The sequence below is a fragment of the Dehalococcoidia bacterium genome (assembly GCA_030648205.1).
Taxonomy (GTDB): domain Bacteria; phylum Chloroflexota; class Dehalococcoidia; order JAUSIH01; family JAUSIH01; genus JAUSIH01.
Genome location: JAUSIH010000045.1, coordinates 1 through 12,725, shown reverse-complemented (window position 1 = coordinate 12,725; position 12,725 = coordinate 1). Strand labels below are relative to the sequence as shown.

General features: G+C 64.8%; 9 protein-coding genes. 1 reads left to right on the top strand and 8 read right to left on the bottom strand.

Annotated elements, in window-relative coordinates; genetic code table 11:
• Positions 1 to 4 precede the first annotated feature (4 nt).
• The 7 genes from Q7T26_05335 to Q7T26_05305 all read right to left on the bottom strand — a co-directional run bounded on the left by Q7T26_05335 (position 5) and on the right by Q7T26_05305 (position 8,908).
• Complete coding sequence (locus Q7T26_05335; protein MDO8531578.1) at positions 5 to 1,039, bottom strand: ABC transporter substrate-binding protein; 1,035 nt, start codon at positions 1,037 to 1,039, stop codon at positions 5 to 7.
• Positions 1,040 to 1,271: 232 nt separating this feature from the next.
• Positions 1,272 to 2,978 (bottom strand): sulfate adenylyltransferase, encoded by a 1,707-nt coding sequence (gene sat, locus Q7T26_05330; GenBank protein ID MDO8531577.1) that lies wholly within the window; start codon positions 2,976 to 2,978, stop codon positions 1,272 to 1,274.
• Positions 2,959 to 3,741 carry a phosphoadenylyl-sulfate reductase gene (locus Q7T26_05325; GenBank protein ID MDO8531576.1) on the bottom strand — a complete coding sequence of 261 codons (783 nt, stop codon included), beginning with the start codon at positions 3,739 to 3,741 and terminating at the stop codon, positions 2,959 to 2,961. Before Q7T26_05325 ends, sat begins: the two co-directional genes overlap by 20 nt.
• A gap of 38 nt (positions 3,742 to 3,779) precedes the next feature.
• Positions 3,780 to 3,905 carry a hypothetical protein gene (locus tag Q7T26_05320; protein MDO8531575.1) on the bottom strand — a complete coding sequence of 42 codons (126 nt, stop codon included), beginning with the start codon at positions 3,903 to 3,905 and terminating at the stop codon, positions 3,780 to 3,782.
• Between the two features lie 10 nt (positions 3,906 to 3,915).
• The gene (locus tag Q7T26_05315) at positions 3,916 to 4,752 is read right to left on the bottom strand and encodes a sulfite exporter TauE/SafE family protein (GenBank protein MDO8531574.1); all 837 of its coding nucleotides are present in this window, start codon (positions 4,750 to 4,752) and stop codon (positions 3,916 to 3,918) included.
• A gap of 422 nt (positions 4,753 to 5,174) precedes the next feature.
• Complete coding sequence (locus Q7T26_05310; protein ID MDO8531573.1) at positions 5,175 to 6,974, bottom strand: nitrite/sulfite reductase; 1,800 nt, start codon at positions 6,972 to 6,974, stop codon at positions 5,175 to 5,177.
• Positions 6,975 to 7,708: 734 nt separating this feature from the next.
• Positions 7,709 to 8,908 carry a CaiB/BaiF CoA-transferase family protein gene (locus Q7T26_05305; GenBank protein ID MDO8531572.1) on the bottom strand — a complete coding sequence of 400 codons (1,200 nt, stop codon included), beginning with the start codon at positions 8,906 to 8,908 and terminating at the stop codon, positions 7,709 to 7,711.
• Positions 8,909 to 9,451: 543 nt separating this feature from the next.
• Between Q7T26_05305 and Q7T26_05300 the strand changes: the two genes are divergently transcribed.
• A complete protein-coding gene (locus Q7T26_05300; protein ID MDO8531571.1) occupies positions 9,452 to 11,197 on the top strand; it encodes an ABC transporter substrate-binding protein in 1,746 nt (581 codons plus the stop codon).
• Positions 11,198 to 11,337: 140 nt separating this feature from the next.
• On the opposite strand, the gene hisS is transcribed toward Q7T26_05300, so the two are convergent.
• A complete protein-coding gene (hisS, locus tag Q7T26_05295; protein ID MDO8531570.1) occupies positions 11,338 to 12,591 on the bottom strand; it encodes a histidine--tRNA ligase in 1,254 nt (417 codons plus the stop codon).
• Positions 12,592 to 12,725 lie beyond the last annotated feature (134 nt).

Sequence of the window (12,725 nt, the reverse complement as noted above, 5' to 3'; positions counted from 1 at the left end):
CTTTCTACCGGCTGACGGGCTGAAGGCCCTTCTCCTTCAGGACTTTGTTGAGAGGGTCAAGGGCGTAGATATTCCGAAGGTCAGGCTCCTTGCTCCCGAGAAAGCCGAGCTTGAAAGCGTCCTCCGCGGACTTCCGGAGGCTGGGAGCGATGGGGTCGTAGGTGATGCGGAGATTCTGGAACGCCGCGCTGACCTGCTCCTGCGGCAACGTCGCGCCGGTGACGTCGCGGATGCCGCTGATGACCAACTGAGTGGCTTCCTTCTGATTGGCGTTGATCCAGAGGGTGGTCTCGACATTCGCCCGCACCAGGTCTTCCACAACGTTCGGATGCTGCTCAAGGAACTCCGTTCGGACGATGAGGTGAGTGGTCACGAAGTCCCCGTCAGGCCAGAGCTTTCGCTCGTCGAGAAAGACACGACCGCTGGCTTCCTGGACAAGCCGCGTGCCCCACGGTTCGGGGACCCACGCGCCATCGATGTCGCCCTTCCTGAAGAGCGTCAGGATATCCGGATTGGCGGTCGGGACGACCTCGACGTTCCCGCCGTCCTCCTTTGTGTTCAGACCATTGGCCTTTATGTACGCGCGGAGCGCCACGTCCTGCGTGTTGCCCAGTTGAGGGGAAGCTATCTTCTTGCCGGCGAGGTCCACGGGCTTGCTGATGCCGCGGTCGGGGCGCACCACGAACATCGCTCCCCCGCTGGTGGCGCCCGCCACGATGCGCAGCGCCTTCCCGTCGGACCTCGCATAGCCGTTGATGGCGGGATTGGGGCCTATATAGGTGGCGTCTATCGCGCCGGCGAAGAGCGCCTCGATGGCGGACGGCCCGGCGTTGAACGTTTTCGTGTCGAGCTTGACGTTGGGGCCAAGCGCCTGCGCGAACGTGCCGCGCGCCAGCCCTACGATGGGCTGGGAGTGCGTAATGTTGGGGAAATAGCCCAGCCGGAGCGTCACCTGTTGCGGAGCGGGAGCGCCCGCCGAGCAGCCGACTGCGGCAGCCAGCAAAAGTGCGGTTATCGCCGTGAAAACAGGGGCCTTCATGTTCGTCCTTTCTGATTCTTCTGGAAAAAGAAAACCCCTCGGTCTTGCGAACGAGGGGTTGAACTTTTCCAGGCTGTTGCGCCAGCTATCCGGAATCCGCCCGCCTGCTTGACTCCCAAGGCAGGCAAGACGAGTTCTCCCCTCTACTGGTACAACAGCAGCAGCGGCCCCTCAGATCACTTGCAGGCATATGTCTTTTCATGCGCCGCATCGTCGTGCCAGACCTCACCGGTCAGGATACCTTTGCCTTCGCCCCGTCCGCCAGCACGCGCGCCACCTCCGGTCGGGAGAACTCGGCGGGCGGAAGCTCGCCCTTTTCGAGCATCTCGCGGACCTTCGTGCCGCTCAGGTTCAGGTGGCGTGACGCGTCGTGCGGGCAGGTCTTGCTGGACGCCATGTTCCCACACTCGCGGCAGTAGAACGAGTTCTCGAAGAACAGCGGCGTTATGCCCAGGTCGGCGGGCGCGAACTGCCGCAGGAGGTTCTGGGCATCGTACGTGCCGTAGTAGTTGCCGACGCCCGCGTGGTCGCGCCCCACGATGAAGTGGGTGCAGCCGTAGTTCTTGCGGACGAGGGCGTGGAAGATGGCCTCGCGCGGGCCGGCGTACCGCATGTAGGCCGGCAGCACGGAGAGCAATACCCTGTCCTTGGGATAATAGCCCTGAAGAATCGCGCGGTACGAGCGCATGCGGAGGTCGGCCGGTATGTCGCCCGCCTTCGTCTCGCCGACCAGCGGGTGCAGCAGCAGCCCGTCGCATATCTCGAGAGCGCACTTCTGGATATACTCATGCGCGCGATGGACCGGGTTGCGTGTCTGGAAGCCGACCACCGTCTTCCACCCGCGCTTCTGGAAAATCTCGCGCGTGTCGCGCGGCTCGTGCCATTCCTCGGCGAACTCCCTGAGCGCTATGTCCTCGAAGACGGACACCCGCCCCGCGATGCGCGTATCAGGCCGCTTGAACAGTGACGCAACACCCGGATGGGCCTCTTCCTCCGTCCCGAAGGCGAGCCGCGCCTCCTTCTTCCGATCAATCTGGAAGACGTCCTTGAGGTCGAGCACGGCCACCGAGCGGCCACTGGCGTCGCGCAACGCGACGCGCGAAGCGCCGCCGAGCTTCTTCGACTCCTCGGCCGTGACGGGGAGTGTAACCGGAAGCGACCAGACAAGCCCGTTCTGGAGCCGCATGTTTTCCAGAACGCTGGTGTAGTCGTTCCGGTCCATGAACCCGCGCAGCGGGCTGAAGGCGCCGGAGCTTATCATGTACAGGTCGTTCAGGCCGAAGGCGTCCAGCGCGACGCCGGGCAGGCGCGTCGCCTCCTCGCGGAGGGCGCGGGCCTCGTCGCCGGAAACGCGCCTGTCCACGAGCACGCCGCCGTGCGGGGAGCCGCTCGCCAGATACCCCTTCTCGGATACGGCGTCCAGGACGCGCTCGACGCATTCATTCAGGGACTGCTTGTCCGTCTGAACAAGCACCTCGGGATTGTCCGGGGCCTCATAGGGGTCGGAGACACCCGTGAACTTGGGGATTTCGCCCCGGAGCGCCTTCGCGTACAGCCCCTTGACGTCGCGACGGATGCACTCCTCCAGCGGGCACTCGACGTACACCTCGACGAAGCGGCCCAGCTCCTTGCGCGCGAACTCCCGCACCACCCGGTACGGCGAGATGAGCGGCACAATGACGGTGATGCCGCTCTGCATGAGGAGCTTGCTCACGTAAATGACGCGCTTGTTGTGCTTCTCGCGGTCCTCCGCGGAAAAGCCCAGGTCAGCGCTCAGGTTGCGCCGCACCTCATCGCCGTCCAGTATCTCGACTGCTATGCCCTGGCGGGTCAGGCGCTCCGCCAGAGCTCTTGCGATCGTCGTCTTGCCAGAGCCGGAGAGCCCTGTCAGCCAGATTGTCACTCCCCGGTTCACGGTCTTAACCTGCGTTAGTGTCATTGTCGCCTTTCACTCCCTCTCCTGGTTTGATATCGAATCCAAGCGTGACTTGACCGGGCGTGTGGAGGCCGCACTCCGTCTTTTCGGACCCGGACCAGCGTCCCGCGCGCGCGTGCTCCCCCGGCTTCACCGCCCGCGTGCAATACGTGCAGCCAATGCTGGGATACCCCCTGTCGTGGAGCTTGTTGTAGGGGACGTTGTTGTCCCGGATGTACTGCCAGACCTGCTCCTCGTTCCAGTAGGCCAACGGGTTGACCTTGGCCAGGCTGAACTTGGCGTCCCACTCGACGACGCGGACCTGGGTCCGCGTGTTAGCCTGATCGCGGCGGAGGCCGGAGATCCACGCCTTCTGGCCTTCCAGGGCGCGAAGGTTCGGCTCCACCTTGCGGAGCTGGCAGCAAAGGTCGGTGTTGCGCTGCCAGAGAGCGCCGCCGTACTGGCTGGCCTGCGCGTCAGGCGTCAGGCGAGACTTGAAGCCGACGGGCTGAATGCCGTAGCGCCGCGACACCTCTCTGATAAGCTCGTACGTCTCCGGAAAGAGGAAGTCCGTATCCAAATAGAAGACCCGGACCTGGGGATATATCTTCGCCGACATGTCCAGCAGGACCATGCCGGTGATGCCGCCGAAGCTGCACGCCAGCGTGATATCCGGCGCGTACTCCTGGAACGCCCAGGCGAGTATCTCCTGAGGGGAACGCGAGTCCAGCCGCTTATTCGCGGCGTCCAGGCGTTCCGCAAGTTGTTCACCGTACTTTTGCTCAATCAAAGCGCACCTCCTGAAAAGCGTCCATCCCGGGCGGGCTAGACCCAGCCGAGGCCTATGAGCACAGCGGCAAGGGCAAGGAGGGCCAGGCTCATGCCCGCGGCGAACCAGTCCTCAGCCCGAAGGCCCTTCACGTTTTTCACTCCCTTAGTGACGAATAGCATGTGGCAGATCTCACGCAAGACTTCGCAGCAGACTGAACACGTTGAGGCCGACCATAGCAATGCCCATGAACACCCCGATGAGCCTGAGGGGGAGGCGACGGCTGAGATACGCCCCCAGCGGCGCGGTCAGGACGCTCCCTGCAATGAGGCCGACAGGAAGCTGCCACTGGAACTCAGCCCAGTTGATCTGGGAGAGGATAGCGACGGACACGGCGCCGGCGACGAAGAACTCGGCCAGGTTGACCGAGCCCACCGAGTAGCGGGGGTGTCCCCCTTTTGTGAGCAACACGGAGGTGGTGGTGAAAGGGCCGTATGCTCCGCTGAGTCCGTTGATGACGCCGCCGAACAGGCCGATGACCGCAAGCTGGACGCCCGTGGAGGCGGCCTTCCACTTTCGCGCTGCGTTCCACCACAGCCCCGCACGGGCCGGAGGGTCCCACTCCGTGCTCGCGCCGGCCACGCTTGGCACGGTTGTCGCCTCAAACAAGAAGCGCCGGAGGAGGAGCAGTCCCATGAGCAGCAGCAGCACGGGCAGCCAGAAACGAGTCAGTCCCTGCGAAATATGGACCAGTAGGGTGCCGCCCAGCACGCCGCCCGCGACCCCCGAGAGGGCCAGAGGCCCGGCCCATTTCCAGCGGACGTTGCCAAAGCGCCAGTGCGCCAGGCCGGAGAAAAGGCCACTGCCGACCTTGGCGACGTTGACAGTGGCCACGACCAGCGCGGGCGTCACACCGCCAGCGACCATGAAGCTGCTGGAGAAGGCGCCGAAGCCCATACCCGCCAGAGTGTCCACAAACTGGCCCATGGCGCCCGCCAGAATGACAATAAACCATATTCCTAGGCCCATTGCGGTCCTCCAGCGCGACTCGTCCGTGGTGACGGAGGCGCTGCTCCTGATATCGTCTGGCTGTTCTTTTTCGTCATGATGTGCTCTGTCCTGTGTGCCCGCTCGTTTTCGTCTGTGGTCGCCCGTCTCTTCAAGGCTGCTTGGCTATCCCGCAGGACCCATGCAGCGCGGGGACAAACAAAAAACCCCTCAAGCCATAACTCGAGGGGTTTTACGCGCTGGTTACTGTGTTGCTAGTTAGCTAGAAAATGCCCGTCTCTCTGCACCCACGCCGACAACAGCAAACCGCCGCGCATCACGCCCTCGTGATGGCGTACAACAACACATACAACAGACGCGGTTTGCGGGCACGGTCGCATTCATACTTTAGCTACCGTAGCACATTCATGGCACGCTGTCAAGGCCTGTCCCCGTCGGGCGCGCTATACCGCGCACTCGCCTTCGCCGCGCTCCACCTTGTAGAGCACCGTCTTCCCCCAGTCCATGTACAGGCCAATGGTCTCCTTGTTGAGCGGCCCCACATCACGGAAGCGCGACGCTATGTCCACGAAGGGCTGCGGCCCTACGCGGTCGTAGAAGGCGTTGAACTCCTCGTTCTCCCTGCGGTTCTCCTTGTAGAACTCCAGGAACGCTTTGAGGGCCTCCGGCACGCGCTTGGACGGGAGCTTGACCCCCGGCAGCCGCTGGCCGTAGCGGGTCTCGCCGTTCTCATAGGCGCCGCCCAGGAACGGCTCGAAGGCGGGCACCTGCTGGCCGTCCGGCCCCTTCACCATCGCGCCCTGAAAGCCGATGTTGGCGATATGGTGACGCCCGCAGCCGTTGGGGCAGCCGCTCATCTTGATGTGCAGCTTCTTGACGAGCGGGTCGTCGGCAAGCCCGTTGTACGTCTTGAAGGACTCGCGGAGGGCGAGCGCCAGGCCCATGGACGACGTGATGCCCAGCTTGCAGCTATCGGTGCCGGGGCATGAGCAGACGTCGTTGATGTCCTGAGCGTCCGGCTCGGCCAGGTTGAGGGCCTTCAGCGCCTTCCAGATATCGTACAGGCGCTGCTCGCGCACCCAGCGAATGGTGAGGTTCTGCTCAGGGGTGAGCCGCACCTGGCCGCCGGCGTGCCTGCGCACGAGATCCGCCAGGCCGTGGAACTGCTCGGGCGAGAGGTCGCCGCGCGTGACCTTCACGGACACCGCGTAGAAGCCGGCCTGCCGCTGGGCGATGGCATTGCTCCTGCGCCACACCCCAAACTCCAGGTCCACCGGCGGCGCTCCGCCATGCCCGTTGGTCTGCTTGGCCAGCGCACCGGCCTCCTCATGCGCCACCAGGTCTTCCATCAGGGGCGTGGGGTCAAAGTCGCCTTCCCGCGCCCACGGCTTCTTCAACTCCTCCTCCACCAGCTCCCGGTACTTGTCAATGCCAATCTTGTGGATGAGCACCTTGACCCGCGCCATCATCTTGTTCTTGCGCAACTCGTCCGCCTGGTTGAACACGCGCAGAGCGGCCTCGCTGACCCGCAGGAAGTCCTCCACTGGCACGAACTCGTAGAGCGTCTGCGCGTACTTGGGCATGATGGAGGTGCCGCCGCCCACGAGCATTTTGAAGCCCTTGCGCCTGACCCCGTTCTCGTCCTTGACGACGGCGATGAACCCCAGGTCGTGCATGGGCGCATTGGCGCAGTCGCTCGCGCAGGGGGAGAATGACGTCTTCCACTTGCGCGGCATGTTCTGGGTCACGGGGTGCCGGACGAAACGGCGGGTGTAGGCCACCATGTACGGCGTCAGGTCAAAGACCTCGTTGCGGCACACGCCGCCCAGGGGGCACGAGATGACGTTGCGGACCGTGTTGCCGCACGCCTCGCGGGTGGTGAGGCCCGCCTGCCCCATGAGTCGCATCAGGTCCGGGGCGTGCTCCAGCAGCACGTGGTGGTACTGGATGTTCTCACGCGTGGTGATATGCCCCTTCCTCAGAGGCACATACTTCTCGGCCACCTCGCCGAGGATATCGAGCGCGTCGGCGGTCAGGATGCCGCCGGGGATTTTCACACGCACCATCTGGCGGTCCTCCTGACGCTGGCCGTAGATGCCACGGCGGAGACGCCAGGGCGTGAATTCCGCGTCCTTTATCTCCCCCTTCTGGTAGCTCGCCGCCATCTGCTGGAACTCGTCCGCTTCCGCGGGCACGTAGGGGACGATGCCCTTGGAGGGAACAGGCTTCTTCGCGGTGGTCATGACCAGCTCCTTACAAACCCGGCAGAGCCGGGTAAAAATTGTGAACGGACCGTGCTGGCGACGGAAGGTCCGCGCCGCCGGTCACTCGAGAGGACACCTGTGCTGAAGGGTCTCTCCCGTGTGCGCTTTGTACATATAGTGCGTAATGATACATGTGTCCTCTCGGACGGGGATGGCGAAAGGGAAAACCTGAGTAAAACGGGAAACGCCCGAGGGCGGGCGAACGAGTAGCGCTTCGGCCTAGGCCGAAGCGCTAGTACAGATACAACAGCAGGATGAGAAGAAGCGAGAGGAAGCGACAGCAGACCGCCTCAGAAGCCCTGAGCGGGTAAGGGCGGACGTTGTCGTCGCGAAGCCCGTGTTCTTCATGACGGGACTAACGGTACCAAAGCTCCAAAAGTTTGTCAAGCGATCTCGTCAACAACCCGGGGGAATCGTGCCTTAATGTAGGCGTTCATCCCCATCCGTCCCAAGAGATTGTAAGAAATGCTGGGAAAAGCCCGCTGGTTCACCACCGTCATTCCGGCGGAGAGCTTGCCCCGTACCCGATACGGGGCCGGAATCCAGCGTGCCCGTTGCAGGCGAGCTTGCGTCCCTGGGCTCCGGCTTTCGCCGGAGAGACGAAGGGACACCCCCAGACCCCCGTGCAGAGAGGCGTCGCCCTCTCTGCACTCTCCTCGGAAGCGCGGTTGCCGGACGGGCTCCTACCACTGCAGCGGGGCGACCTTCGACGCCTAAAGGATGGCGTGGCCCTCCCGGAGCCGCGCAATGTCGGCGGCGCTGTACCCGTACTCGCGCAGCACGGCGTCCGTGTCCTGCCCCCGGGACGGGGCCAGATGCCGCACCTTCCCGGGCGTCGCCGACAGCTTGATGCCGATGCCAATCTGCTTGACCTTGCCGACCTGCGGATGCTCCATCTCGATAAACATCTTCCGGTGGCGGAGCTGCGGGTCGGTCTCAATCTCGTCGAAGTCATACACCTTGCCCACGCACACGTCCACCTCGCTCATGCGCTGGAACCACTCGTCGCGGGTGCGCTGGCGGAAGGCCTTGCGGAACCGCTCCGTGCGCGCGGGCCAGAGGGCGTGGTTGTGCTCATCGGGGATGCAGTCCTCGCAGCCCAGCAGCTTGCACAGGTTCTCGTAGAAGTACGGCTCGATGGCGCCTATGGATATCCACTTGCCGTCCTTCGTCTGGTAGGAGTTGTAGAAGGGCGCCGCGCCGTTGAGCTGCTCCTCGCAGCGGCGCATGGGCGTGCCGGAGTACAGGTACTCGGCGTAGGGGTGGGCCATCATCGCGAGCGCGCCGTCTGTCATAGAGATGTCCACGTGCTGGCCCTTGCCCGTCTTGTGGCGCGCCAGGAGGGCGATACAGATGCCGAGCGCCGCGTGCATGGAGCCGCCCGCATAGTCGGCCACAAGGTTCAGCGGGATGGCGGGGGCCTCCTTCGGGCCGATGACGCCGAGCACGCCCGAAGTGGCGATGTAGTTGATGTCATGCCCCACTAGGTTCTTGTAGGGGCCGTCCTGGCCGTAGCCGGTGAGGGACATATAGACAATGCGGGGGTTGATGCGGCTCAGGTCCTCGTAGCCCACGCCCAGGCGGTCGGCGACGCCCGGCCGGTAGCCCTCCATCACCACGTCAGCCGTCTGGACCATGCGATGGAAGACGGCGCGGCCCGCCTCGCTCTTGAGGTCAATGGCGATGCTGCGCTTGTTGCGGTCGAGGGCGTGATACGCGACGGCGCGCGCGTCCACCTTGTCGCGCACGGGGGCGCTGACGGTGGTCATGAGGGCGGCGCGGCGGCCCTTCGCCTCCGGCTCCTCGATGCGGACGACGTCTGCGCCCATGTCCGCCAGCATCATGGAGCAGTAGAGGCCGGGAGCGTAGCGGGAGAGGTCCAGGACTTTGATGCCTTCCAGCGCCATGGTCATAGTGATGCCTCCTTCATTGCATTGAGTCAACCGCGCGGGGGAAGTACCAGGTCACAGTCCGTAGCGCATTTTACACGATTTCAGAGGGGCTCTTGAGCGGGATACCTCAGCCCCTGTGTCCCCTTCCACTGTAGAGCCCGCCCTGAGCGAAGCCGAAGGGGGAAGGGGAAGAAGCTACGGCTGGGGGATACCCCCAGACCCTCCCGCGTCAGTATGCGCGCTGCGTTCCACTTCTCATGTCACCGTGAGCGAAGCGAAGGGTCTACGTCTGTCCGCCACCGTGTCCGCTCGTCTTCATCAGGCTCTCCGAAGGAGTCCGGTCCGCATCCGCAGAGCGGACTCCGCAAGGCGGAGAGTCCTTCGGACAGGATGAGCGAGTGCAGTGTACGTCACAGCTTGACAGGGCGCAATGCGCACGCATATAGTTGTCCCCGGCCAGTCGCATCCGTGAGGGATTCTCGGCGCCGAACACGTAACGCCGCAGGCGTTCCTATACGTGGCGCAACTTTGCCCGACGTTCTAAGGTCACGGAAGGAGAGCACCATGACAAAGGCGTCCCGGATCTCTCGCATCTTCTGGACAAGCCTCGCGTCAGCCTCCCTGCTCCTGGCCGGCTGCGCCCCGTCCGTAGCGCCCCCAGCCCCTTCAGCGCCCGCACCGTCGGCTCCGGCGGCGCCTACCTCCGCACCGGCCCCCAGGCCGTCGCCGACTCAGGTGGCAGTGATTTCGGCGCCCCAGCCACCGTCCGCGCTGCCCACGGCCATTCTGGCGACGCCTGTAGGCGCGGCCAAACGCGGAGGCGTGCTGCTCATAGGGACCATTGAAGACCCGCCCACGTATGACGTCCATCAGGAGACCTCGACCAACTCCCTCCTGGCGCTGCGAAACAACTACGAAGGTCTGGTCAAATACCACTATCTGCGTCAAAACGAGATCGTGGGCGAGCTTGCGGAGAAGTGGGCTGTCAGCCAGGATGGCCTGACCTACACGTTCCAGCTCCGCAAGGGCGTGACGTGGCATGACGGCAAGCCGTTCACCGCGGAGGACGCCGCGTTCAGCCTGATGCGCGCGGCCTACCCGGACCAGTACAAGATCATCAGCCCGCGCGTTGCGGCGCTGCTCACGGCCGTTGACAAGGTGGACGTGGTTGACCCGAGCACCATCAACATAAAGCTCAAGTTCACGAGCGCCTCCTTTCTGCAGGGGCTGGCTACGGACTGGCCGCTCATCATGCCCAAGCACACCATCCAGGCCAAGGGCGACATGAAGCGCGACGTGAACGGGACCGGCCCGTTCACCCTCGCCAGGCATGACCGCGGCGTCAGCGTGGAGCTCAAGCGGTACGCGGGCTACTGGGACAAGAACCTGCCGTACATGGACGGCATCACCTTCTATGTCATTCCGGACGACAGCACGCGGTTCGCCGCGTTCCGCACGGGCCGCATCCGCATGACGTACATCGGCCAGCGGGCCATGACGCCGGACCAGGCGGAGACCATCAAGAAGGAGATGGCGGGCCGCGCCACCGTGAAGGAGCACGCCGCGTTCACCCGCCTGGTCTTCATGATGAACACGGCGAAGAAGCCCTGGAGCGACGTGCGTGTCCGCCGCGCCGTCCACCTGGCGCTGGACCGCCAGAACCTCATCAAGCTCAACGACAACCTGGGCGTCATGGGCGCGGCGCTGCATCCCTTCGGCGCGTGGGGCCTGACGCCGGACGAACTGAGCACGATGCCCGGCTACCGCCAGCCCAAGACGCAGGACATAGCCGAGGCCAAAAAGCTCATGGCCGAGGCGGGATACGCCGGCGGGTTAAAGACCACCATGCTCAACCGCACCGGCCGCGCGGGACGTCTGGCGCCCGCGGTGAAGGAGCAGCTCGCCGCCGTCGGTATTGACGTGCAGATTGACAATCAGGAGCAGAGCGCCATCCAGGAGAAGATGAACGCCAAGAACATAGACACCGTGTGGTGGGGCTACGCGGAGCCGATAGACGACCCCGATCCGCCGTTCGCCGCCATCTACGCGACAAACGGCCCGCGCAACTCCGGTTCCTTCAGCGACCCGGAGCTTGACGCGATGTTCCAGGAGCAGCAACGCACGCTGGACGCGGCCAAGCGCAAGCAGATCGTCCGCAAGATGCAGGAGCGCGTGCTGGAGATGGCCGCATACCCCGTCGGCTTCTGGGACGTCTACCAGCGCGGCTTTTGGAACGAGGTCAAGGACTTCATCCCCGGCCCGGGGCCGTATGTCAACTTGAAGCTGGACAGGGTCTGGCTGGACAGATAGCCGACCTCGCGCCGCGCCCCTGGCGCTTCACCGAGCGAGCCTGCCGTCAGGCAGGCTCGCTTCTTTGTCCCCTGTCCGCGGACGACCTCGGAGGCGCCCGTTCGCGCGCCGATGCGACTGCTCCCCCTTTCGCCGAGAGGTCACGCTTGTTGCACCGCCGCCGCCACCTCGCCGAGCGGGACGGCGCGCTGCTCGCCGGTGGCGACGCGCTTCACCGCCGCCGTGCCGGTCCGCAGCTCATCCTCGCCCAGGATGACCGCGTAGGCCGCGCCCGTGTTCGCCGCCTGGCGGAGCTGCCCTTTCAGGCTCTTGCCGCCCGGCGCCAGCACCGCGGCGATGCCCGCGCCGCGCAGGGCGTCCGTCAGCTTCACCGCTTCCACCTTCGCCGCCTCGCTCATGTAGCAGACGAAGGCCTGGACCGGCGGCAGTCCCGGCGGCGGCGCCTGCTGACGCTTCAGGTTCAGCGCAATGCGTTCGATACCCGTGGCGAAGCCGACGGCGGGCGTGGGCCGGCCTCCCAGCTCCTCGATAAGCCCGTCGTAGCGCCCTCCGCCGACGATGGTGCTCTGCCCGCCCTCCTCGGGCGGCTGTATCTCAAAGACGGTGCGCGTGTAGTAGTCCAGGCCGCGCACCAGCCGGTGGCTCACCGCGTAGGGCAAGCCCAGCGCATCCAAATACGACCGCAGCTTGCTGAAGTGTTCGGCGCACGGACCGCACAGGCTCTCGTGGCTTTTGGGCGCGGCCTCCGCGTGGGTCTGGCACGTCGGCTTCTTGCAGTCGAGGAGCCGCAGCGTGTTGCGCTCGAAGCGGGCCTGGCAGTCGGCGCAGAGCTGCGCGAGGCGTTCGCGATAGTAGCCGCGCAGCGTTTCCAGGTAGGCGGGGCGGCACGCCTTGTCGCCGATGCTGTTGAGAGAGAGTGTCAGTCCCTTCAGACCCATGTCCCGCATGAGTTGCCATGCCATCACGACTACCTCAGCGTCAACGGCGGGATCGGCGTCGCCGATGGCCTCCGCGCCGAACTGGTGGTGCTGGCGGTAGCGCCCGGCCTGGGGGCGCTCGTAGCGGAAGATGGAGGCGAAGTAGTAGAGGCGCACCGGCTGGGGCAGGTTGTGCATGCCGCGCTCCAGATAGGCGCGGCAGACGGGGGCGGTGCCCTCCGGCTGGAGCGTCATCTGGTCGCCGCCCCGGTCGGCGAAGGAGTACATCTCCTTCTCGACGATGTCGGTGCCCGCGCCGACGCTCCGCACGAAGAGTCCCGCCTCCTCGAAGACGGGCGTCTCGATGCGGCGGTAGCCGAAGCGCAGAGCGAGGCGCTCCGACGTATCGCGGATGTGGGTCCAGTAGCCCTGCTCGCCCGGCAGAATGTCCGTCGTGCCGCGGGGCGCTTTGAACATGACGCCAGCCCTCCGGTCATTGGAATTATAGGCTGGCGCGAGCGCGGTTGGCTAGCGGGCTGTATTCGCGTACACCCGTGACGCCACAAACACCAGCACCACAAGTATGCCGATTTGCAGCGCAAAGTCAAAGG